Annotated in this window: 19 protein-coding genes and 1 pseudogene; 9 read left to right on the top strand and 11 right to left on the bottom strand. The window is 71.1% G+C overall.

Going from position 1 to position 23209, the window contains the following annotated elements:
• Positions 1 to 9 precede the first annotated feature (9 nt).
• Entirely contained in the window at positions 10 to 798 is a 789-nt protein-coding gene (locus tag ACOZ38_RS12535) for a DeoR/GlpR family DNA-binding transcription regulator (RefSeq protein WP_424530542.1), read from the bottom strand.
• A 112-nt stretch (positions 799 to 910) separates the two neighbouring features.
• Here ACOZ38_RS12535 and ACOZ38_RS12530 point away from each other — a divergent pair, with 112 nt between their 5' ends.
• Complete coding sequence (locus ACOZ38_RS12530) at positions 911 to 2053, top strand: PfkB family carbohydrate kinase (RefSeq protein ID WP_424530540.1); 1143 nt, start codon at positions 911 to 913, stop codon at positions 2051 to 2053.
• Between the two features lie 126 nt (positions 2054 to 2179).
• Positions 2180 to 3016 (top strand): LLM class F420-dependent oxidoreductase, encoded by an 837-nt coding sequence (locus tag ACOZ38_RS12525; RefSeq protein ID WP_424530539.1) that lies wholly within the window; start codon positions 2180 to 2182, stop codon positions 3014 to 3016.
• Positions 3017 to 3170: 154 nt separating this feature from the next.
• Here the strand turns inward: ACOZ38_RS12525 and ACOZ38_RS12520 are convergent, their stop codons facing one another.
• Together ACOZ38_RS12520 and ligD are read right to left on the bottom strand one after the other, a co-directional pair.
• Complete coding sequence (locus ACOZ38_RS12520) at positions 3171 to 3605, bottom strand: hypothetical protein (RefSeq protein ID WP_424530537.1); 435 nt, start codon at positions 3603 to 3605, stop codon at positions 3171 to 3173.
• Positions 3606 to 3899: 294 nt separating this feature from the next.
• Positions 3900 to 4919: a non-homologous end-joining DNA ligase gene (ligD, locus tag ACOZ38_RS12515; protein ID WP_424530536.1), complete on the bottom strand. Its 1020-nt coding sequence runs from the start codon at positions 4917 to 4919 to the stop codon at positions 3900 to 3902.
• Positions 4920 to 5323: 404 nt separating this feature from the next.
• Here ligD and msrB point away from each other — a divergent pair, with 404 nt between their 5' ends.
• On the top strand, positions 5324 to 5725 hold the full coding sequence (gene msrB, locus ACOZ38_RS12510) for a peptide-methionine (R)-S-oxide reductase MsrB (protein ID WP_424530534.1): 402 nt from the start codon (positions 5324 to 5326) through the stop codon (positions 5723 to 5725).
• A 306-nt stretch (positions 5726 to 6031) separates the two neighbouring features.
• Here the strand turns inward: msrB and ACOZ38_RS12505 are convergent, their stop codons facing one another.
• From ACOZ38_RS12505 to hemG, 3 genes are all read right to left on the bottom strand, one after another.
• Positions 6032 to 6670 carry a hypothetical protein gene (locus tag ACOZ38_RS12505; protein WP_424530532.1) on the bottom strand — a complete coding sequence of 213 codons (639 nt, stop codon included), beginning with the start codon at positions 6668 to 6670 and terminating at the stop codon, positions 6032 to 6034.
• 127 nt (positions 6671 to 6797) lie between these two features.
• Positions 6798 to 7439, bottom strand: coding sequence for a hydrogen peroxide-dependent heme synthase (hemQ, locus tag ACOZ38_RS12500; protein WP_424536992.1), 642 nt, complete (start codon positions 7437 to 7439; stop codon positions 6798 to 6800).
• 114 nt (positions 7440 to 7553) lie between these two features.
• A complete protein-coding gene (hemG, locus tag ACOZ38_RS12495) occupies positions 7554 to 9002 on the bottom strand; it encodes a protoporphyrinogen oxidase (protein ID WP_424530531.1) in 1449 nt (482 codons plus the stop codon).
• A gap of 136 nt (positions 9003 to 9138) precedes the next feature.
• Here hemG and ACOZ38_RS12490 point away from each other — a divergent pair, with 136 nt between their 5' ends.
• Positions 9139 to 10158: a DUF4349 domain-containing protein gene (locus ACOZ38_RS12490; protein WP_424530530.1), complete on the top strand. Its 1020-nt coding sequence runs from the start codon at positions 9139 to 9141 to the stop codon at positions 10156 to 10158.
• Here the strand turns inward: ACOZ38_RS12490 and hemE are convergent, their stop codons facing one another.
• Complete coding sequence (hemE, locus tag ACOZ38_RS12485) at positions 10159 to 11196, bottom strand: uroporphyrinogen decarboxylase (protein ID WP_424530529.1); 1038 nt, start codon at positions 11194 to 11196, stop codon at positions 10159 to 10161. It lies immediately after the preceding gene.
• 713 nt (positions 11197 to 11909) lie between these two features.
• Here hemE and ACOZ38_RS12480 point away from each other — a divergent pair.
• Entirely contained in the window at positions 11910 to 12512 is a 603-nt protein-coding gene (locus tag ACOZ38_RS12480; protein ID WP_405146491.1) for a DUF3000 domain-containing protein, read from the top strand.
• On the top strand, positions 12509 to 13756 hold the full coding sequence (locus ACOZ38_RS12475) for an HRDC domain-containing protein (protein ID WP_424530527.1): 1248 nt from the start codon (positions 12509 to 12511) through the stop codon (positions 13754 to 13756). Before ACOZ38_RS12480 ends, ACOZ38_RS12475 begins: the two co-directional genes overlap by 4 nt.
• Positions 13757 to 13780: 24 nt before the next feature.
• On the opposite strand, the gene ACOZ38_RS12470 is transcribed toward ACOZ38_RS12475, so the two are convergent.
• The 3 genes from ACOZ38_RS12470 to dxs form a co-directional block, all read right to left on the bottom strand.
• Positions 13781 to 14791: a LacI family DNA-binding transcriptional regulator gene (locus ACOZ38_RS12470; protein ID WP_424530525.1), complete on the bottom strand. Its 1011-nt coding sequence runs from the start codon at positions 14789 to 14791 to the stop codon at positions 13781 to 13783.
• 113 nt (positions 14792 to 14904) lie between these two features.
• Complete coding sequence (locus tag ACOZ38_RS12465) at positions 14905 to 16377, bottom strand: amino acid permease (protein WP_424530524.1); 1473 nt, start codon at positions 16375 to 16377, stop codon at positions 14905 to 14907.
• 232 nt (positions 16378 to 16609) lie between these two features.
• Positions 16610 to 18514 carry a 1-deoxy-D-xylulose-5-phosphate synthase gene (dxs, locus tag ACOZ38_RS12460; RefSeq protein WP_424536991.1) on the bottom strand — a complete coding sequence of 635 codons (1905 nt, stop codon included), beginning with the start codon at positions 18512 to 18514 and terminating at the stop codon, positions 16610 to 16612.
• A gap of 245 nt (positions 18515 to 18759) precedes the next feature.
• Here dxs and ACOZ38_RS12455 point away from each other — a divergent pair, with 245 nt between their 5' ends.
• The 3 genes and pseudogenes from ACOZ38_RS12455 to ACOZ38_RS12445 all read left to right on the top strand — a co-directional run.
• Complete coding sequence (locus tag ACOZ38_RS12455) at positions 18760 to 19548, top strand: neutral zinc metallopeptidase (RefSeq protein WP_424530523.1); 789 nt, start codon at positions 18760 to 18762, stop codon at positions 19546 to 19548.
• A gap of 100 nt (positions 19549 to 19648) precedes the next feature.
• Positions 19649 to 20455 (top strand): neutral zinc metallopeptidase, encoded by an 807-nt coding sequence (locus ACOZ38_RS12450; RefSeq protein ID WP_424530521.1) that lies wholly within the window; start codon positions 19649 to 19651, stop codon positions 20453 to 20455.
• Positions 20456 to 20585: 130 nt separating this feature from the next.
• A pseudogene (locus ACOZ38_RS12445) lies at positions 20586 to 21704 on the top strand (IS701 family transposase); the annotation flags it as partial.
• Between the two features lie 287 nt (positions 21705 to 21991).
• Here ACOZ38_RS12445 and ACOZ38_RS12440 read toward each other — a convergent pair.
• Positions 21992 to 23194, bottom strand: a complete 1203-nt coding sequence (locus tag ACOZ38_RS12440) for an ROK family transcriptional regulator (protein ID WP_405146483.1) — start codon at positions 23192 to 23194, stop codon at positions 21992 to 21994.
• Between the last annotated feature and the right edge of the window lie 15 nt (positions 23195 to 23209).

Here is a 23209-nt window from a genome sequence, read left to right as displayed (position 1 = left end):
CCTGCTCCTTCAAGTCAGCAGCACCTGCGCGCCCGCCGCGGTGAGGGTGCGGACGGTCGGCTCGTCGGCGCCGTCGTTCGTCACGACCACGTCGAGCTCCTCGGGGCCGCACACCCGCAGGGCCCCGTTGCCGGGGAACTTGTGCCGGTCGACCAGGAGGACCACCTGCCCGGCGGCCACCATCATGGCCCGCTTGAGCGAGACCTCGGCGATCGTGGAGTCGGTCACCTGCCCGTCGGGGCGCACGCCGCTGGCGCTCAGGAAGACGCGGTCGGCGGACACCTGGCGCAGGGCCTCCTCGGTCAGCACGCCGACGAGCGAGGAGTGGTGGGCGCGGCGGAGCATGCCGCCGAGCAGCAGCAGCTCGACGGCGGAGTCGCCGCGCAGGACGTCGACGACGGCCAGGCTGGAGGTGACCACGGTGACGCGGCGGCCGGTCAGGTGCCGGGCCAGCAGCACGGTGGTGGTGCCGATGTCGAGCAGCACGACGTCGCCGTCGCGGACGAGCCGCGCGGCGCGGGCGGCCACGGCGTCCTTGTCGCGCTCGCCGGGGCTCGCGACCCGCGCGGAGACGAGGTCGTCGTCGGCCGGCGCTCCGCCGCTCGCGAGCGCTCCCCCGCGCACGCGCGTGAGCGTGCCGTCGCGGTCGAGGATCTCCAGGTCGCGGCGGATGGTCGAGGGGCTGACGCCGAGCTGGGCGGCCAGGTCGCGCACGCTCGTCGCGCCCGCGAGGCGGACCCGCTGCATGATCTCGGCATGCCGGACGTGCTGGAGCACAGCCAGGATGGTATCAGTCATCCTTGCGCGCCACTAAGCAAAAATGAGCATCATCGCCCGCCAACTCTTGATCTGGGCGGGCGAAACGTGCAAGAGTGCGCACATCTTCGCTCAGTCGAGGAGGACTCACTCCGTGTCTGGCCAGGCGTACGACCCACTAGCCGATCAACGCAGCCCGGACGGGCCAGAGTTCGACGTGTTCACGGCGGGCACCGTCTTCCTCGACATCGTCTTCACGGGGCTCCAGGCGATGCCGGCCGCCGGCACCGAGGTCTGGGCCGACGGCATGGGGTCGTGCCCGGGCGGCATCGCGAACCTCGCGATCGCCTCCAGCCGCCTCGGCCTGCGCACCTCCATGGCCGCCGCGTTCGGCGACGACGACTACGCCGACTTCAACTGGCGCATCCTGTCGGAGCAGGAGTCCGTCGACCTGTCCCGGTCGCGCCGGTTCCAGCGCTGGCACTCCCCTGTGACGGTCTCGATGGCCGTGAACCGCGACCGCAGCATGGTCACCCACGGCCATCCCCCGCCCATGGCCGCGACCGAGATGATCGGCCGGCCGCCCCGCTCCAGCGCGGTGATCGTGCCGCTGTCGGTGGAGGAGCCGCTTGGCGGCGGCGACACCGGCACCTGGGCCGACCTCGCGCACAAGGACGGCGCGCTGATCTTCGCCGACGTCGGCTGGGACCCCTCGGAGACCTGGTCCCCCACCCTGCTCGACCAGCTCGCCGTCTGCCACGCCTTCATGCCGAACGCCGTGGAGGCCATGGCGTACACCGGCACCGAGACCCCGCGCGAGGCCCTGTACGAGATCGCCGACCGGGTCCCGCTGGCCGTGGTCACCGACGGCGCCAACGGCGCGATGGCGATCGACTCCACGACCGGCGAGGAGGCGTACGTCCCGGCGCTGCGGGTGACCGCGCTCGACCCGACCGGCGCCGGCGACGTCTTCGGCGCGGGCATGGTCCTCGGCACGCTCTCGGGCTGGCCGCTGGCCGACCGCCTGGCGTTCGCCGGGGTGTGCTCGGCGCTGGCGGTGCAGCAGTTCGGCGGGTCCCTCGCCGCGCCCGGCTGGGGGGACATCGCCGACTGGTGGCACGACGTACGGGCCACCGCGGGCACCGGCGGGGCCTACATCGCCTCTCTGGCCCGCAGGTACGCCTTCCTGGACAAGCTGGTCCCCACCGTCCCCGTTGGCGCCGTCCGCCGGGCCGCCGCGACCATGTCCCGCCACGCCGACGTCGGAGCGGGCACCACGCCGCACGAGCCTGAATAATTCCGGTCCCCCGAGTGTTGATCCCTATCGCCGTTGTGGGGAGTTGCCCGGCGCCGCCCTTCCGGGGTCCCGGCACGATCCCCAGGGCGCAGGGGACGGAGCAGGACCATCGAAAGGACGACGAACATGACGAGGCCCACAGTCGGTGAGATCGGTGTCTGGCAGGCGAGGCCCGCGTTCACCCCGAAGCTGGCGCTGTCGCTGGAACAGCTCGGCTACACCGCGCTCTGGGTGGGCGGGTCGCCGGACGGCGACCTGCGGCTCGTCGAGGAGCTCCTCGACGCCACCACGACGCTGACCGTCGCCACCGGCATCGTCAACATCTGGAAGGACGACCCGCAGACCGTCGGGGCCTCGTTCAACCGGATCGAGGCCGCACACCCGGGCCGCTTCCTGCTCGGCATCGGAGCGGGACACCCCGAGGCGACTTCGGAGTTCACCAAGCCGTACGCCGCTCTGGAGAGCTACCTCGACGGGCTCGACGCGGCCGGGGTGCCGGTCGAGAGCCGGGTGCTCGCGGCGCTCGGCCCGAAGGTCCTGCGGCTGTCCGCCGAGCGCAGCGCCGGCGCCCATCCGTACCTCACCACGCCCGAGCACACCAGGCAGGCCCGCGAGATCCTCGGCGCGGGCGCGCTGCTGGCCCCGGAGCAGAAGGTCATCCTCAGCCAGGACGTGGACCACGCGCGCGGGCTCGCCCGGCAGGCCGTACGGATGTACCTGGGCCTCCGGAACTACACCTCCAACTGGCGCAGGCTGGGATTCGGCGACGACGACCTGGCCGGTGAGGGCAGCGACCGCCTGATCGACGCCCTGGTCGTCTACGGCGACCCGGCCACGGTCAAGGGCCGGATCGACGAGCACCTCGCCGCGGGCGCCGACCACGTGAACATCCAGCTCCTGACCGACCCGGGCACCGACCCCCTGGACGACTACCGCAAGCTCGCCGAGGCGCTGATCGGCTGACCGGCGCCTACGGCATCGCCTTGCGACGCCGCACGCGCTCGGGTTCGCCTGCGGGCGCGGGCGCGGGCCACCACAGCGGCCCGCGCCCCGTACGGCGAAGAAAGCACTCTCCCTGCGCCGTGAGCCGATCAGCCTGGCACGGCGAGGGCAGGACTCACGGGGTCGTGACGCCGACCCAGTTGACGAACCACCCCCTCGTCTTCGCGTCGGCGGGCGTCAGGGAGGCCCAGTCGCTGTACCGCAGGTACACGCGGAAGCTCTTCGCGGTCGCTCCGTAGACGGCGTTGGCGCCTGTCAGCTGGAAATGCTTGTCGATGCCACCGAGGGAGATGAGGTAGACCGGCGTGCCGGCGAAGTTGGCGGAACTGGTGTCGACGTCCAAGGAGATGCCGTTGGTGTTGTACGCGACCCAGCCCACTCCGGGGTCGGTGCGGCCGGCGCCGATCTGGATGGCGGACCCCGCTGACGGCGCCTTCGCCGCTGACATCGGCTCGGTGGTCGGGCTCTGCTCGGCGTGTGCGGTCCCCCCGGCCATCAGCACGGCACCGATCGCCAGAGCGGCGACGGTCATGGACCTCTTGACGGACATGCGTTCTCCCTCGATAGAGATGCCCCGGCGGTCATGACCTCGGGGGAACGCTGTTCGCGCGGAGCGACCAGTGCTCGCCATGGCGTCGGAGGACACAAACGATCATCGCCAAGAGTAGCGAAGTGATCACGCATTGCCGTGGCACGCCACCATCTCAACGGCGGCGTGCTGCGGTGATCCACAAGCCGGCCCGATGACACCCGAGCCGGGAACCACGCCCACCCCGGCGACGCCGGGCACTACCGTCGTGCGCGGGCGCCGCGCTTGGCGGTGAGCGCTACGGCCGTCGCGGAATCAGCCGGCCTCGTCGTCGGCGCCGGACGGCCTCGCCTTGCTGGGCTGCACGCGTTTGGGTTCGCCGGGCATCTTCGGGTAGTTGGGCGGGTACGGCATGTCGCCGCGCTCGTCCTTGGCGTACCACTCCAGCAGGGGCTCGATGGAGAACGCGCGGTCGTCGATCTCCCTGTGCACGTCGCCCAGCTCGGCGAACCTCGGCGGGACGGTGCGGATGTCGAAGTCGCGCGGATCGACGTCGGCCAGCTCCTGCCAGGTCACCGGCGTGGACACCGGGGCGTACGGCCTGGCGCGCACGGAGTAGGCGCTGGCGATGGTGCGGTCGCGCGCGTTCTGGTTGTAGTCGATGAAGACCTTCTCGCCGCGCTCCTCCTTCCACCAGGCCGTGGTGGTGAGGTCGGGGCGGCGGCGCTCCACCTCGCGGGCGAGGCCGATGGCGCTCTGCCGCACCTCGGTGAACGACCACCGGCGCTCGATGCGCACGTTGATGTGGATGCCCCTGGTGCCCGAGGTCTTGGGGAAGCCGCGCATGCCGAGCTCGTCGAGGACCTCGAGCACGGCGAACGCGGTCTCCCTGGCGTCGTCGAAATCGGTGCCGGGCTGGGGGTCGAGGTCGATGCGCAGCTCGTCGGGATGCTCGACGTCGTCGGCGCGGGTGGGCCACGGGTGGAAGTCGATGGTGCCGAGGTTGGCGCAGTAGGCGATGGCGGCGACCTCGGTGACGCGCAAGGCGTCGGCGGTGCGGCCGCTCGGGAACCGGATGGTGACGGTCTCCAGCCAGTCGGGGTGCCTGGGCGGGATGCGCTTCTGGTAGATCGCCTCGGACTGCACACCGTCGGGGTGGCGCTTGAGGTAGGTGGGACGGTCCTTGAGCGCGCGCAGAGCCCCCTCGCCGACCGAGATGTAGTACTCGACCAGCTCGCGCTTGGTGGCCCCGATGTCGGGGAAGTAGATCTTGTCGGGGTTGGTCACCTTGATGACCCGGCCCCCGACGTTCAGCTCGATGAACGGCGACGCCATGCCTCCGACCGTACCCCGCGGCGGTGACAGAAACCGGAACGTCCCCCGGTGAACCGGGCGTGGGACGGCCCGTCCCGGAGTACCTCGGTGGCGGACCGGGCGCTCGAACGGGACGGACCTCGACGATCGCCCGCCACGATCACCGGACCCGGCGCTGACGTGCCACCCGTCCGGCGGCCTCCCCCGGCCCGCGACGGCGCGCCGCGTGGACGCGGGCACCGCCTGAGGCGGGGACGGACCGGCGATCCTCCCTCAACTGGAGGTGATCAACCCTCCACCGATAAAGACGCTGAAAGCAGTCGGAAAGGATGCTCGGCCAGCAGAATTTCGCCAGATGTCTGACGAGGTCCTTACGTCCCGGATCCGGGGATCGCCCCGACCGCGCACGCGCATAGGCTGGAGGCATGGAGAAGGTGGTCAAGAGTGACGCCGACTGGCGTGTCCAGCTGTCCCCCGAGGAGTTCCGCGTGCTGCGGCAGGCGGGCACGGAGCGTCCGTTCACCGGAGAGTACGTCGACACCAAGACGACAGGGGTCTACTCCTGCCGCGCCTGCGGGGCCGAGCTGTTCCGCTCCGACACGAAGTTCGACTCGCACTGCGGGTGGCCGTCGTTCTTCGAGCCGTCGGAGTCCGAGGCCGTGACCCTCATCGAGGATCACTCGCTCGGCATGACCCGCGTCGAGGTCCGGTGCGCCCGCTGCGACTCCCACCTCGGGCACGTCTTCCACGGAGAGGGCTACCCGACCCCGACCGACGACCGCTACTGCATCAACTCCGTCTCGCTGCGGCTCGTGCCGGGCGAGTAGCGGCCCCCGGCGTGAGGTCGCGGGCCGTCCGGCGAGCGGCTCGCGATCAGTGATGACGGGCGCACGGAACGTCACGGACGGTGCATGCGGGACCCAAGGCCGGGTAGGAACACCTGAAAGTCCTCCGCCCCAATCGACCAGCAGGTTCCGTCCCGTCCGGAGGCTGCGTGCACCTACGCCACAGGTGGGAGACCATCGAGGCCATAGGCCAGGTGGTCACGCAGCGCTGCGTGGTCTGCGGCAGGACCCGGGTGCGGGTGAGGCGGCCCGAACCCCGAAGGCCCGAACCCCCGAGGCCCGGCTCCCCTAGTCCGGAGCCGGATGGGTGAGCCGGCACGAGTTGTCCCCCGGGCCGAGGATGTTGGCGAGCACCGGGTTGCCGTTCTGGCCGTACTCCGCCTGGACGAACACGATCGGGTGCTGGTCGCCGACCTCCTGCACGAGGTATTCGAGACCCCGCTTGCACAGGTCGATCGCCGACTTGGAGTTGTGGGCCGACTCCGGCAGGTCGGTGTAGATCCGCAGGTACTTCCCCACGGTGCGGATGTCGGTGATCCGCTTGACGGCCTTGTCGTCCACCCACCGCTTCTTGAAGTAGCTCACCGCCTTGGCGTCGGTGTGCTTCGACGGGCCCGAGGCGGTCTCCGCCGCGCCGCGCGCCTTCTTGGCGCCCGAGCTCGCCGCCTCGACGCCGGAGCCCTTCCCGGCCGGGGCCGGCGTCGCTGAGGGCGCGCCCTCGGCGCTCGGTGCGCGCGAGGGGACGCCGGACGCCGGCGCCCCGCCGCCGGGCCGTACGAACACCGCGCCGACCGCCAGGCCCGCCACCACGACGGCGGTCAGCCCGGCGGAAAGCTCTAGAACCCGTGCCCGGCGCGCCTTGCGCCGCCGGTGCCCCCCTCGCCTGGAACGTGCCAGACTCTTGCCACTCTTCACCCTTTGCCTCACATCGACATGGGATATCCCCCTGAGTATGCCAAAGATCGCGAACTCACGTGAGTTGTTCATGCAATCACAGGCATGGGGTGTTTGGGGCAAGAGTGACACATGTCGGGGTTTGCACCCCGGTGGCCGGTTACGGCAGAGCGGCCACCAGCTCCTCCAGAGGCTTGCGGGTGCCGGTGTAGAACGGCACCTCGATGCGAGTGTGCCTGCGGGCCTCCGAGGCGCGCAGGTGCCGCATGAGGTCGACGATGCGGTGCAGCTCGTCGGCCTCGAAGGCGAGGATCCACTCGAAGTCGTTGAGCGCGAACGACGCCACCGTGTTGGCCCGCACGTCGGGGTAGTCACGGGCGAGCCTGCCGTGCTCGGCCAGCATGGCGCGGCGCTCGGAGTCCTCCAGGAGGTACCACTCCAGGGAGCGCACGAACGGGTAGACGCAGACGTAGCCGCGCGGCTCCTCCTCGGCCAGGAAGGCCGGGATGTGCGACTTGTTGAACTCCGCGGGGCGGTGCAGCGCCATCACCGACCAGACCGGCTCGCTCGCCCGGCCCAGGGAGGTGCGCCGGAAGCGGCCGTAGACCTCCTGGAGATCCTCGGGCGTGGTGGAGTGCCACCAGAACATGTAGTCGGCGTCGGCCCGGAAGCCGGCCACCTCATACGAGCCCCGGGTCACGACGTCCTTCTCGGCGGCCTGCGAGAGCACGGCCTCGACCTCGTGGGCCAGCTCCTGCCGGTCGCCCGGCAGCGGCTCGCGCACCCGGAAGACCGACCACATGGTGTAGCGGATGACCTGGTTGAGATCGCGCGCCTTGGGCCGCGCACTGCTCTCCGTCACTGATCGCACTCGCCTTCCATCGACAGCTTCAATCGCCTTGCGCCAGCGGGGCTCTCAGCGGGTGCCGGCCGCTCGCTGGTCCTCACGCCATTCTCCCCCGCGCTCCTCCCGGAGGTACGCGAGGACCCCCGCCGCGGCCGTGCGGGCGGTCGCGACGCAGGCCGGGATGCCCAGCCCGTCGTACGCGGCCCCGCACACCGCGAGGCCGGGCTGCACGGCGACCGCCGCGCGGACGCGCGCGACCCGGTCGAGGTGGCCCACGTCATACTGCGGCAGCGCGCCGCCCCAGCGGCTCACCCGCGTCGAAAGCGGCAGCCCCCTGACCCCCATGGTCTCGGCCATCTCGGCCATGGCGAGCGCCACCAGCTCGTTGTCGTCACGCTGGAGGATGAACTCCTCGCCCAGGCGCCCGATCGAGCAGCGTAGCACCAGCAGGCCGGGATCGCTCTTGGCCAGGTGCGGCCACTTGATCGTGCTGAACGTCACGGCCTTGACCGGCCGGCCCTCGATCGGAGGCACGAGGTAGCCGCTGCCGGCGGGCTGCTCGGGGAAGGCCGTGCGCGGGTAGGCCAGGGTGACGATCGCCATGCTGGCGTACTCGATGCGGGCCAGCTCGGCGGCGGCCTTCGGCACCTCGTCGGCGAGCAGCCTGCCCGCCGCCGGCGCGGGCACCGCCACGATCACCGCGTCGGCCTCGATCGTCTCGGGATCTCTGGTGGGCCCGGTCACCAGGCGCCAGCCGGTGCGGGTGCGCCTGAGCTCGCGCACCATGACGCCGGTCCTGATGTCGGCGCCGGACGCCGCCGCGACCGCGCCGGGCAGGCTCCCCATGCCGGCCTTCAGCGTGGTGAACACCGGGCCGGCGTCCTTGGGCGCCTCCCCGCTGATCGACCGGGCGGCCTTCAGCAGCGAGCGCTCGGTGCGCGCGATCGTCGCGACGCGGGGCATGGTCGCGTCCAGGGACAGGAACTCGGCGCGCCCGGCGTAGACGCCGCCGAGCAGCGGCTCCACCAGCCGGTCGACGACCTCGCCGCCCATGCGCGCCCGGATGTACGCCGCGACCGAGACGTCGGAGGTGACCAGCGTCGCGGGCAGGATCTGGTCGAGCGGCACCCGGGCGAGGCCCGCGGGCGACAGGACTCCGGAGCGGCCGAGCTCGATGATGTCGGAGGGAACGCCCATGACATGGCCCTTGGGCATGGCCCGCAGCGCGCCCCGGGTCCAGACCGAAGCGCCCGTGGTGCCCGGATGGACCAGCTCGTCGCCGAGCCCGACCATGCGGGCGAGCTCCTTGCCCTCGGGACGGCGGGCCAGCATGGCCTCGGCGCCCTCGTCCACGGGCATGCCCGCGACCTCGGAGGCGCGCAGCTTGCCGCCGACACGCGAGGCGCCGTCCAGCACGGTCACTGAGAGGCTGTCGTCCTCATGGCGAAGATGCCACGCCGCGGCCAGCCCGGCGATGCCCCCGCCCACGACCACGACATGCCGCCGAGTCCCTTCCATGTCTCCAGACGTTACCCGCCCGCGAGCACCTCGCGCGCTGGTCACGGCCAGGCTCTGGGGCGGGGGACGGAGAACGTGACGCCATTGTGACGCGGCTTGGTCAAACCCGGCGCCCGCGGGTCTCGTCAACAAGGGCATGAGCAGATTACGGAGCCGCCCCTCGCTGTTAGCGACCCTGGTGGCCGTCGTCCTCGCCGTCTCGGCCTGCGGGGGGTCACAGGATCAGTCGAGCTCGGGGGCCGCCCCGGCCGCCCCGCCGGTGGACGCGCGGGCCCCCGCGCCGGCGGCGGGCCGCACCGGGCAGGGCGGGAGCGGGGCCACGGGCCAGGACTCCGGGTCCCGCTCCTCCGGGGACTCAGCCAAGGTGGAGGTCCGGCAGGCGGACCGGTCCATCGTCTACACCGGCGAGATGGAGGTCCGCGTCAAGGACGTGACCGTCGCCGGCGAGAAGGCCAAGCAGATCGTCGCCGCGGCGGGCGGGCGCGTGGACAGCGAGCAGTCCACCTCGTACGGGCGCGAGGGCAGGTCGTCCATCGTCTTCAAGATCCCCCCGGACCGCTATCAGGCCGTGGTGGCCCAGCTCGGCAAGGATCTCGGCGTACGGGAGTCGCTGAGTCTTGGCACCGAGGACGTGAGCCAGCAGATCGCGGACGTCGACAGCCGGATCAAGTCGTCCAAGTCCGCGCTCGAACAGGTCAGGAAGTTCATGGCCAAGGCCAAGACCATCGGCCAGGTGCTGGAGGTCGAGCGGGAGATCTCCACCCGCGAGGGCGACCTGGAGTCGCTGCAGGCCCGGCAGAGGACCCTGGCTGCCCAGACCTCCCTCGGAACGCTGACCCTCCAGCTCGTGCACGTCACCCGGCCCGCCCCCGCGCCGCCCAAGCCGAAGCCCGCGCCGCCGAACTTCCTCAGCGGCCTCAAGGCGGGCTGGCACGCCCTGGCGAGCACGACCAGGATCGCCCTGACGGTCTTCGGCGCGCTCCTGCCCTGGCTGGTGGTGCTCGGCGTGCTGTGGGTCGCCTACGTGGCCGTACGGCGGCGCGTGCCGTCCTTCCTGCCCGGCCCGGGGGCGGCGCGACGGCCCGTACCGGACGCTCCCGAGAAGCCCGAGGAGCCCCATGCGCCACAGGAGCCCGAGGCCCCGCGGGAGCGGTGATCAGCGGGCGGAGGCCTCGTGCACGAGGTCGGTGAGGCGGGCGAGCTGGCCGGGGTCGGTCGTGGGCAGCACCCCGTGGCCGAGGTTGAACACATGGCCCTCGGCCGCCCGGCCCCGCTCGACGATGTCGCGGGCGCGGCCCTCGACGACGTCCCACGGCGCGAACAGCACGGCGGGGTCGAGGTTGCCCTGGAGCGCCTTGCCGGGGCCGACGCGGCGCGCGGCCTCGTCGAGCGGCACCCGCCAGTCGACGCCCACCACGTCGGCGCCCGCCTCGCCCAGCAGCCCGAGCAGCTCGCCGGTGCCCACGCCGAAGTGGATGCGCGGCACGTCCAGGTCGGCAAGCCCGGCGAAGATGCGGCTGGTGTAGGGGAGGACGAACTCGCGGTAGTCGTCGGGGGCGACGGCGCCGACCCAGGAGTCGAAGAGCTGGACCGCCGAGACGCCGGCGTCGATCTGCACCCGCAGGTAGGACAGCGTGATGTCGGTGAGGCGGCCCATGAGCGCGTGCCACAGCGCGGGCTCGCCGTACATCATGGCCTTGGTGTGGTCGTGGTTCTTGGAGGGGCCGCCCTCGATCAGGTACGACGCGAGCGTGAACGGGGCGCCGGCGAACCCGATGAGCGGCGTGGGGCCGAGCTCCTTGGTCAGCGCCCCGATGGCCTCGGTGACGTAGGGCACGTCGCCGGCGTCGAGGGCGCGCAGCGTGCCCACCCCGGCGGTGTCCCTGATCGGGGCGGCGACGACGGGGCCGACGCCCGGCTTGATGTCGAGGTCGATCCCGATGGCCTTGAGCGGCACCACGATGTCGCTGAAGAAGATCGCCGCGTCCACCCCGTACCGCCGCACGGGCTGCATCGTGATCTCCACGATGAGGTCGGGCGTCGCGCACGCGGTGAGCATCGGCACGTCGGCGCGCACCGCGCGGTACTCGGGCAGCGAGCGTCCGGCCTGGCGCATGTACCAGACGGGCGTGTGCGGCACGGGAAGTCGCCGGCAGGCACGGACGAACGGGGACTCGGCGGTCTCGGGATTCACCCATCCAGGGTGCCATGTGAAGCGGCCGGTCCACGCACCGCGTACGTGCGCTGTGCGCCGCGTGCCGGCGCCGGGCTTGATACCAAAGCTTGCCGTGAAAAAGATATTTACCGGGCGGATGTCCGGTCATGCTAATGGAAGCCGCGAACCGTACACTATGTCTGGTTCGGTAGGCCAAGGTCGTGCCAGACCGGCCGACCGCCGAGTCAAGGCAATCCCAAGCGCAGGTACAGTACGTCTCACGTGAGGTCCGTGATCATGTCGCGGCTGGCTCAAATGTTCGTCAAAACACCGCGCGGCGCTGATTCCGTGACCACTTTCGGGACACGCCGAGCGCGTTGCGGGGAAATGTCGCCGTGACGTGTCAACGTCGGACCAGCCCTCGAGTTCACGGACAAAGGCGCGCGGGTGGGGAGCGCCGGCCAGGCGGCGCGCACTCCTGTCCGTCCGAACTCTCGATCCCGGGACCCGACGAAAGGCTCGCGATGACCGCGATGTGGAGTTCCTCCGAGCACCGCACGGTGCGTTGTGCGCGCCGTGCCGTCGAACGGGGATTCGAGCGGCGGCACCGCCTCGGCGGGCACGACGACGGCCGCGACCGGAGCTCCGCGGAGCGTGGCGTCGGCCCGGTGATCGCGGCTTGATCACCACCTGTGCTCCCGGTGCATACCCCCCTGCTTCCGGCATCGCCCACTCCGGCCTACGCTGCCATCATGACCATCGGTGACGCGCCACCGGCGCCTGCCGCATTCCGGCGGGCCCTGGAAAGCCTGCGTCCCGCCGAGGTCAGGCCCGAAATCGAGCTGGAGGACATTCCCGCCCCCCAGCGGCTCGCCCCCTACTCCGGCGCTGTCGGAGCATCCGTCTACCGCGACGACGACGAACTCGCGGTCGGCCGGCTGATCATGTTGTTCGACCCCGACGGCCAGCGCGGATGGGATGGTCCCTTCCGGCTGGTCGCGTACGTCCGCGCCGACATGGAGCCGGAGATCACCTCCGACCCGATGCTCGGGCCCGTGGCGTGGAGCTGGCTGACCGAGGCCCTCGACTCCCGCCGCGCGCGCTACGCCGCCGCGGGCGGCACCGTCACCCGCGCCGTTTCCGAGGGGTTCGGCAACAAGGCCGACGACCCGGTCACCACCGAGCTGGAGCTGCGCGCGTCGTGGTCCCCGCTCGAAGAGGACCTGTCGGCGCACGTCGCCGCCTGGTGCGACCTGATGTGCCTCGCCGCGGGCATCCCACCCCTGCCACCCGACGTCGCGGCCCTCCCGCAACGGTCCGCGCGTCGCGAAGACCCGGAGTCCTTCAGGACGTGACCGACGACGAAATCATCCCCGCATCCGAGATAGTCCCGCTTCTGGAGCCCCGCGAGGGCATCCCGCCGGTCATCGAGGACCCCGCCGCGCTCGCGGCGGCCGTACGCGCGTTCGCCAAGGGCACCGGCCCGGTCGCCGTCGACGCCGAGCGCGCCTCCGGCTACCGCTACAGCGGCCGGGCGTACCTCGTGCAGCTACGCCGCGCCGGCGCCGGCAGCGCACTCATCGACCCCACCTCCTGCCCCGACCTGTCGGAGCTGGACTCGGCGCTGGCCGACGCCGAGATCGTCCTGCACGCCGCCACGCAGGACCTCGCCTGCCTGGCGGAGATCGGCTTCACCCCCCGCAAGCTGTTCGACACCGAGCTGGCCGGGCGGCTACTCGGCTACGAGCGCGTCGGCCTCGGCACGATGGTGGAGAACGTCCTCGGGCTCCGCCTGGAGAAGGGCCACTCGGCGGCCGACTGGTCCCACCGGCCGCTCCCCGAGGACTGGCTGCGCTACGCCGCGCTCGACGTCGAGGTGCTCATCGAGCTGCGCGACATGCTCCACGACGAGCTGGCCGCCAAGGGCAAGCTCGGATGGGCGCAGGAGGAGTTCTCCTCGATCCTGGCCGCTCCCCCGGCGCCGCCGCGCACCGACCCCTGGCGGCGCACCTCGGGCATCCACCGGGTGCGCTCCCTGCGCGGCCTGGCCGTGGTGCGCGAGCTGTGGACGCTGCGCGACGAGCTGGCGCGGGAGGCCGACCTGGCGCCCGGCCGGGTGCTGCCGGACTCGGCGATCGTGACCGCCGCGCTGGAGCAGCCCCGCACGACCAAGGCCCTGACCGACATAGCCCCGTTCACCGGGCGCAGCGCCCGGCGCCACCTGCGCGAGTGGCTCAACGCCATCGGACGGGCGCGCGTGCTGACGGAGACGCAGCTCCCCCAGCCGAGCGGCCCCGGGGACGGGCCCCCGCCCGCGAACCGCTGGGCCGACCGCGATCCGGCCGCCGCCAGGCGGCTGGCCGTCGCGAGGGCGGCGGTGGCCGCGCTGGCGGAGACCCACCACATGCCCACGGAGAACCTCCTCCAGCCGGAGGCGATCCGGCGGCTCACCTGGGAGCCTCCCGCCGACCTCGACGAGGGGACCGTGGAGGCCCGGCTGCGCGAGCTGGGCGCCCGCGAGTGGCAGATCGCCCTGACGGCGGGCCCTCTGTCCGCGGCCCTGACCCGCCTGGCCGCCAAGGAAGAGCCCGAGGGCTGACCGCCTTTACGAAGTAAGGCAAGGTCAGGTGTTCGGGAGCTTCCGCACGCTCTCGCGGAGCACGACCTCGCCCTCGACGGGTGTCCGCCTGGGCACGTCGTCCGGCGAGAGCGCGAGGTCGAGCGCGAGCGACCCCATGCGCGCGAGCGGCAGCCGTACCGTCGTCAGCGCGGGGGCGAGGTCGCGCAGCGACGCGATGTCGTCGAACCCCGCCATCGACAGATCGCCCGGCACGTCGACCCCCTGCTCCCTGAAAGCGGCCAGCGCCCCGACCGCCATCACGTCGTTCACCGCGAACACGCAGGTGGCGCCGGTTTCCATGCTCACCAGCTCGACGGCGGCGTCGTACCCGCCGTCCCTGTCGAACCCGCCGTTCACGACGATCGGCGCGGGCAGGTCGAGCTCGCGCAGCCCCTGGGCGAAGCCGGCCGCCCGGTCGATGGCGGTGTAGAGGTTCGGCGGCCCTGCCAGCACGGCGAAGCGGCGGTGGCCCTGGCCCGCGAGCGCCACGGCGAGCTTGCGGGCCCCGTCGTGGTTCAGCGGGGTGACGGTGTCGGTGCCGAGGAGATCCTGCCCGATCATGGCGACCCGGCCCCCGGAGGCGCGGTAGAAGTCGAGCTCGGCGCGCAGGCTGCGGATCATGGCGTCGTCCACGACGCGCGACCCGGCGATCAGCACCGCCCGGGCCCGCTGGGCGTTCAGCGTGGCGACGAGGGCGATCTCGCGCTGAGGGTCGCGGTAGGTCGTGCCGATCGTCACCACCATGTCGTGCAGGTCGGCGGCGCGGATGGCGCCGTCGGCGATGGCCGCGAAGTAGGGGTCGGTCAGATCCTGGATCACCAGGCCGACGACGTTGCTCGCCCCCCGAGCGAGGGCCTGCGCGGTCGCGTCCACCCGGTAGCCGAGCCTGGCGGCCGACGACTCGACCCGCGCCCGCATGGCCGCGCCCACCTGGCGGCTGCTGCCGTTCAGGACCCGTGAGGCCGTCGCCAGTGACACCCCCGCGTCCCTGGCGACGTCTTCCAGCGTGACCATGGTCATCCTCCCGCGCCCCGGCCTGCTTCCCTCTCATTGTCCAGCGGTCTCGGGCGCCTCACACACGGGTACCGGGGGATTCGGGGGAAGTCGTGGCCCTGAGGACACGGGCGTCACTTCACGGCGACCGGGGGGTGGTCGTCGACCCGGCTGTGCCGCATGCCGTACGCGAAGTAGAGCGCGACCCCGATCGCCATCCAGATGAGGAACCTCAGCCACGTCTCGACCGGGAGGTTCAGCATCAGGTAGACGCACGCCAGCACCGACAGGACGGGCACCAGCGGCACCAGCGGCGTGCGGAAGGCGCGGGGCAGCTCGGGCCGGGTCCTGCGCAGGATGACGACGCCGATCGAGACCAGCACGAACGCGAACAGCGTCCCGATGTTGACCAGCTCGGCCAGGGCCGACAGCGGGATGAGCCCGGCCAGCAGTGCCGTGGCCACGCCGATGATGATCGTGATGCGGTACGGGGTGCCGAAACGCGGGTGGACGGCGGCCAGCCCCCGGGGAAGCAGGTTGTCGCGGCTCATGGCGAAGAAGATGCGGCTCTGGCCGAGCATCAGGATCATCACGACGGTCGTGAGCCCCGCCAGGGCGCCGACGCTGATGATCGTGGCCAGCCAGTCCTGGCCGAGGACGCGGAACGCGCCGGCCAGCGGCGCCGAGCGGCTGAGCCGGTAGTACGGCTGCATGCCGACGACGACCAGCGACACCGCGACGTACAGGACGGTGCAGATCACCAGGGAGGCGATGATGCCGATGGGCAGGTCGCGCTGCGGCCTCCTGGTCTCCTCGGCGGCCGTGGCCACCACGTCGAAGCCGATGAAGGCGAAGAAGACGATGGCCGCGCCCGAGAAGACGCCGAGCACCCCGTAGGCCACCGGTGCGACGCCGAACAGCACCTGGATCAGCGGCGCCTTGAGGCCGTCCGCCGCCGGGATCGGCTGGGACGGCGGGATGAACGGGCTGAAGTTCGCGCTCTTCACGAAGAACAGCCCCGCGACGATGACCAGCAGCACGACGGCGACCTTGATCGTCACCACGACGAGGTTGAACCGCGCGGACAGCTTGATGCCGGCCACCAGCACGGCCGTCAGCGCGAGCACGACCACGACGGCGGGGACGTTGAACGCGGCGTGCTCGCCGGCGAGCGTGGGGGGCAGGTGGACGCCGAGCGTGGCGAGGAGTTCGGAGAAGTATCCCGACCAGCCGACCGCGACCACCGCGCCGCCGAGGGCCAGCTCCAGCATCAGGTCCCATCCGACGATCCACGCGGGGAACTCCCCGATGGTGGCGTACGAGAAGGTGTACGCGGACCCGGCCACCGGCACGGTCGAGGCGAACTCGGCGTAGCACAGGGCGGCGAGCGCGCAGACGACGCCGGCGATGACGAACGAGAGAGCGACGGCCGGGCCCGCGGTGTCCCTGGCCACCTGGCCGGTGAGGACGAAGATGCCGGTGCCCACGATCACGCCCACACCGAAGACGGTCAGGTCGAGGGCGCTCAGGTTGCGGCGGAGCCGGTGCTCGGGCGACTCGGTGTCCTCGATCGAGCGCTCGACCGTCTTGGTACGGAATATCGACATGGGCCACGCCCCCTGATCGTCATTGATCGCGCAGGACGCCTTCCGCGAAAGCGCGGGTCATGCGTACCCCCGGGTCGGACAAACATTCCTCATTCTTCCCATGGCCGGGAACCGGGCCGGATTTCCGGCGAGCCGGACGCGACCGGATCAAGAAGGGGAATGACCAGGGGAAACCCGGGATCATGGAGCCCGGGGCACCGGCGGGGCCGCACCGGCCCCGCCGAGCACCACATCAGAGCGCGGGGTCGCCCTCAAGCGCCGGGGAGCGTCTGGCGACCGCCTCGGTGATCTCGCGGGCGAGATCCTGGCCGGTGAGGCCGATCTCGGAGAGGATCTTGGCCCGTTTGGCGTGGTCGAGGAACCGCTGCGGGATGCCGAAGGTGCGCACGGGGACATCGACGCCCGCGTCTCTGAGCAGGCGGGCCACCGCGTCGCCCACCGCGCCGACGCGGCCGTTGTCCTCCACCACGGCGACGAGCCTGTGCGCCGCGGCGGCGGCGACCAGCGCCTCGTCCAGCGGCTTCACCCAGCGCGGATCGACCACGGTCGCCGAGATGCCCTGCGCGTCCAGCAGCCTGGCGGCCTCCAGCCCGGCCTGGGCCATCGGCCCCGCGGCCACCAGCAGCACGTCGGCCTCCTCGCCCGCCTGCCGCAGGATGTCCATCGCGCCCAGCCTGCCCACGGCCTCGATCTCGGCGCCGACCGCTCCCTTGGGGAACCGGACCACGGTGGGCCCGTCATCGACCTCGACCGCCTCGGCCAGCAACTCGCGCAGCCGCGCGGCGTCACGCGGCGCGGCGATCGAGAGCCCCGGGACCACCTGGAGGATCGACAGGTCCCACATGCCGTTGTGGCTGGCCCCGTCGTCGCCGGTGACGCCCGCCCGGTCGAGCACGACCGTGACCGGCAGGCGGTGAAGCGCGACGTCCATCAGGAGCTGGTCGAAGGCGCGGTTGAGGAACGTGGCGTAGAGCGCGACCACCGGGTGCAGGCCACCGAGCGCCAGACCCGCGGCGCTGGTCAGCGCGTGCTGCTCGGCGATGCCGACATCGTAGGTGCGGTCGGGGTAGGCCTCGGCGAACGCCGCCAGGCCGGTGGGATGGAGCATGGCCGCGGTGATAGCCACGATGTCGCCACGCTCGGCGCCGAGGCGCACCAGCTCCTGGCTGAACACGTTGGTCCAGCTGTGCGGCTTGGGCTGCTCCTCGCCGGTCAGCGGGTCGAACGGCTGCGGCGAGTGGAAGCAGTCCTCGTCGTGGTTCTCAGCGGGCGAGTAACCGTACCCCTTGGTGGTGAGGACGTGCACGATGACCGGCCCCCGGAAATCGCGGGCCTTGCGCAGCGCCGCCTCGACGGCCTGCTCGTCGTGGCCGTCGATCGGGCCGACGTACTTCAGCCCGAGATCCTCGAACATCACCTGCGGCGCGACGACGTCCTTGATGCCCTTCTTGAGACCGTGCAGGGTCTCATACAAGGGGGCGCCGACCACGGGCACCTTGCCGAGGTTCTGCTTGACGAACTCAAGGACATGCTCGTAGTTCTGCGTCATACGCAGCGACGCCAGATGGGAGGCCAGGCCGCCGATCGTCGGAGAGTAGGACCTGCCGTTGTCGTTGACGACGATGACGAGCGGCAGGTCGGGGTCCTTGGCGTGCCCGGCGATGTTGTTGAGCGCCTCCCAGGCCATGCCCCCGGTCAGCGCCCCGTCACCGATCACCGCGACGACCGTGCGGCCGGTGTCGCCGCGCAGCTTGTACGCCTTGGCGAGCCCGTCGGCGTATGACAGGGCGGTCGAGGCGTGGGAGTTCTCGATGACGTCGTGGTCGGACTCGGCCTGGCTCGGGTAGCCAGAAAGGCCGCCCTCCTGGCGGAGCGTGACGAAGTCGGCCGCGCGCCCGGTGAGCATCTTGTGCACGTACGCCTGGTGGCCGGTGTCCCACAGGATGCGGTCTCTCGGCGAGTCGAAGACCCGGTGCAGCGCGATGGTCAGCTCGACGACCCCGAGGTTCGGGCCGAGGTGGCCTCCGATGCGGGAGGTGGCGTCGATCAGGAGGTCGCGCAACTCCGCGGCCAACGCCGGAAGCTCGCCGACCTCCAGGCGCTTGAGATCTCCCGGACCCTTGACGGATTCCAGCAGGCCGGCCCGCCCTGCGCCCGAACCGTTGGTTCGCTGGCTCCGCTCGCTCACGGAATCATCCCCTCCGCCTGTTGTCGACCCGCCCGAGTCTATGTACCCGGAAGCCCCGTGCCAGCGGCGCTCCGGCCTTGCCTAAGCGTCCCACTCTGTGGACGCTCCTGAGCCAACCTCTCGAAACCTCCCGGACTTGTCCACATTAGATCGGTTTTACGGCAAGTGGGCGGCTCGCGTACCCTCACGGGACCATGCGAAAGTCCTCCCTCGTCCTCCTCTTCGTCGTGATCGCCGGCTCGCTGCTGGGCGGCACGGCCAACGCCGCCCAGGCGGCCTACCCGATCAAGAACACGGACATCCTCACCAAGAACGCTCTGTACACCTCAGGCCGCCTTCCAGCCGCTTCGTGCCCCGAACCGGCGGTCCAGGCGGGGAACGTGGCCTCGGTGAAGAGCTATCTGGTGCCGCTCGTGAAGTGCCTGGACAGGGCGTGGGCGGCCCAGTTCGCCAAGGCCCGCCTGCCGTTCACCAAGCCGCCTGTGAAGTTCATCACCAAGCCCCAGAAGATCTGCGGCGCCAAGTGGGGCAAGAACGTCCAGGCGATCTACTGCAACACGAGCCGCCAGATCATCATCATGCTCGACAGCGCCGTGGTCGACGACCCGTCGGACCTGTTCCTCATGGACGTGATCGCCCACGAGTACGGCCACCATGTGCAGAACATCGCGGGCATGTGGCGCGCCTTCGACCGGCTGCCCAACGACGGCAAGGCCGAGTTCTACGAGCAGACGCGCCGGCACGAGCTGCAGGCCGAGTGCCTGGCCGGGGCCTTCATCGGCAGCGTCTGGCCCTCGCTGGACCGTACGGGCGAGGACTGGAAGTCCCTGCTCGACGCCGACCGGCGGAGCGGTGACGAGACCGGCGACGTCCGCGACCACGGCAAGGGACGCAACATGGCCAACTGGCTCAACCGCGGCTACAAGGCGGCGAGCCCCGCCGCCTGCAACACCTGGATCGCCGGCTCGGCGATGGTGGCCTAGCAACGAGGATCGGCCCAGTCGCGGTCCCGCCGGCTCGTCTTCTCACCTAGTGCCGTAATTATCGGACTATGGACGGATATAGCGGCTAGCCTGCTCTGCTGTGATCATTCGCAAGCTCTCCATCGCGCTGGTGGCGGGCATCTTCATGGCGGGCACGGCACAGGCCGCCCCGGCGTCGGCGGCCGGCTACCCGATCAGGAACACGGCCGCGCTGACCAGAAGCCCTCTCTACGTCTCCGGCCGGCTTCCCGTGTCGGACTGCCCGGAAAGGCCGGTCACGCCCGGCAGCGCGGCCTCGGCCAAGAGGTACGTCATGCCGATCTTCACGTGCCTGAACGAGTCGTGGGCCGCCCAGCTGAAGAAGGCCCGCATCCCGTTCTCCAAGCCGCGCCTGCAGTTCATCTCCAAGCCGCAGCGGGTGTGCGGCCAGAAGTGGCCCTCGCACGCCCAGGGCATCTACTGCCCGTCCGACCGCCGGATCGTGGTGCTGCTCGACAAGCACCTGACCCAGCAGGCCGAGGAGCTGTTCCTGCTGGACCTCATCGCCCACGAGTACGGCCACCACGTGCAGAACATCACGGGCATCGAGCGCGGGTTCAACCGCCTGCCCCGCCGGAGCAAGACCGAGTCCAACGAGCAGCTGCGGCGCCTCGAACTCCAGGCGGAGTGCTTCGCGGGAGCGTTCATCGGCAGCGTCTGGGACTCCCTGGACCGGACGGCCGACGACTGGGACTTCCTGCTCGAAGCCACCCGCGAGAGCGGCGACGAGAACAGCAAGGTCCGCGACCACGGCAAGGGACGCAACATCGCCAACTGGCTGAACCGCGGCTTCAAGGCGGCCGGCCCCTCCGGCTGCAACACCTGGATCGCCGGCTCCACGATGGTCGCCGGCTCCCCCCAGGGCTAGCGGGGCCGGGCGCGGGCGGCTAGTACTACATGCCTAGATCGCGCTTGGCGATCGTCTGGTTTCTCTGCGTGATAGGCCTGGGGTGTGTAACGGTATCGGCATGCCCCAGCCTCACAAGAGCACAGGCGCGGTGACCTTCGCGGATTTGGATGCCTGGCAGTCGGAATTCGAGCGGGTGCGTGCGCGGTTCGAGTGCCGATGGTTCCGGACGGAGTCGCGTGAGCATTTCCGGCAGTATCTGCGGGGACTGCTGGCGCCGCTGGCGCGTAAGAACTCCTGGACGATCTCGGAGTTCACCGGCGAGCGCAGGCCCACCGCGATTCAGCGGTTCATCAATTTGACCCCGTGGGATGCCGATGGGCTGCGCGATGAGGTGCGCGCCTACGCGATGGAGCACTTCGCCGACGAACGCGCGGTACTGATCGCCGACCCGACCGGGTTCGCCAAGAAGGGCAGGAAATCGGCGGGCGTGCAGCGGCAGTACTCCGGCACGCTGGGCCGGATCGACAACTGCCAGATCGGCGTGTTCTTGGCCTACACCAACACCCGCGGGGACCGGGTGCTGATCGACCGCGAGTTGTATCTGCCGCAGGAGTCCTGGTGCGCCGATCCCGTTCGGCGGGCCGAGGCGCATGTGCCCGAACAGGTGACCTTCGCCACCCGCCCGCAGCAGGTCCAGGTCATGATCGGCAGGACGGTGGCGGCCGGGGTGCCGTTCGCCTGGTTCGCCGCCGACGAGGAGTTCGGCCAAAACCCGCACCTGCGCGCGTATCTGGAACGCGAGCAGATCGCCTACTGCATGGCCGTCCCGAAGACCACCGACATCACCACAGGAAACGTCTCCACCGCAAAGGACAACTGCATGCGCGTGGCACACCTGGCCGCGCGCCTGAAACCCCACGATTGGCAGCGGCGCGCCTGCGGCATCGGCGCCAAAGGGTTCCGGGTCTACGACTGGGCCGTGATCGACACGCCCATCCCACACCACCGCTATGTGATCCGCCGCAATATCGCCGACGGCGAGCTGGCCTACTTCCACTGCTTCGATCCGCGCGGTGAAGGACTGCCGGAGTTGGTGCGGGTCATTGGTTCGCGGTGGCCGATCGAGGAGTGTTTCGAGGCGGCCAAGCAGGAGGCGGGGCTGGATCAGTATCAGTTCCGGCTCTATCACGCCTGGTACCGGCACATCACGTTGGCCATGTTGGCCTTGGTGTTTCTCGCTGTTTTACGAGCCACCGCTAAAAAGGGGACCCATACCCTGTGGACAACCGCGGCCGCCCGCGAGGACGACACCGGCGAACCCACGCGAACCGTCCCAGGCTGCCGACCGCGACCGGACCAGACCCGCCAACCGCCTGATCGCCTTGTCCATCGGTGAGGTCCGCCGGCTGTTCAACCTGATCGGCAGTGACGATCACATCATTGAGCTGGGGCTTTACTGGTCGGAACAGCGCCGGAGCCACCAAGCCCGAGCGCGCAGGCACCACTTCAAGCGGCACCTGCGCCTACAGGTCCTACAGATCTAGCTATGCAGTACTAGGGGCCGACGCGGGCCAGGGCCTCCAGGGGGTCCGCGAGCACCTGGGCGAAGGCCAGCTCGGCGGCGCCCACCAGCGTGGTGTCGTCGCCCAGGGCCGGGGTGCGCAGCCGCAGGCTCTCGCGCGAGGCGTGCAGGACGTCGGTGGTGATCCGGCTGCGCACCTGGGCCGCCGAGCCCAGGTAGATCTCCCGGAGTATGCCCCCGAAGATGACCATCTCGGGGTTGAGGATGTTCACCAGGTTGGCGACGCCGAGGCCGAGCCAGTCGCCCACGCGGGCGAGCGCGTCCTGGGCGACGATGTCGCCGCGGTCGGCGGCGTCCACGACGCTGCGCACCGCGTCGCGCCCGATGTCGTCGCCGAAGCGGCCGGCCGCCTCCAGCAGGGCCCGCTCCCCCACCTCGGCCTCCAGGCAGCCGCGCGACCCGCAGCCGCAGGGCCGGCCCCCGGCGTTGACGACCATGTGGCCGACCTCGCCGCCGTAGCCGCCCTGGCCGCCGAGCAGCTGGCCCGCGGCGATGATGCCGCCCCCGATGCCGACGTCCCCGTGCAGGTAGATGAGGTCGCGGCAGCCCACGCCCACCCCCCGCGCCTGCTCGGCCAGCGCGCCGAGGTTGGCGTCGTTGCCCACGGCGACGGGGATGCCCAGCGCCAGCCTGGCCTCCAGCGCCTCGCCGAGGGGGATGTCCTCGACCCCCATGTTCGGGCTGAACCGGACCACGCCGTCGGAGCTGCGCACGCCGCCGCTGAACGCCACCCCGGCTCCGACGCAGACCGTGTCGGAGCGGGTCTTCTTCAGCATCTGCCCGGTGAAGGACGCCAGGCGCCCGACGACGCTCTCCAGGACGAAGGGCCCGCGCTCCCGGATGGCCTCGCGCCGGTCGAGGATCACCCCGCCCAGCCCGACCCGGGCCGCCACCACCCTGTCGACGCCGATGTCGAACGCCAGGACGTACACCCGGGACTCGGGCCTGACCACCAGCGAGGGGCGCCCGGCCCGGCCGGTCTCCGTCGGGAGCTCCTCGCGCACCAGGCCCGCCGCGGTCAGGTCGGCGGTGAGCGCCATGATGGTGCTGCGGTTGAGCCCCATCTTGGTGGTCAGCTCGGACCGGGAGGTGGGCCCGTTCAGGTGGACGTGGCGCAGGACGACGCCGAGGTTGTGGCGCCGGATCTCCTCCTGCGAGGGGCCCGCGCGCATCATCCGTGGTCCTCTGGT

This window comes from Sphaerisporangium viridialbum, assembly GCF_049674955.1.
Lineage (GTDB): Bacteria > Actinomycetota > Actinomycetes > Streptosporangiales > Streptosporangiaceae > Sphaerisporangium > Sphaerisporangium viridialbum.
Note: the sequence above shows the minus strand (reverse complement) of the source record. Positions and strands in the feature narration are given on the sequence as shown.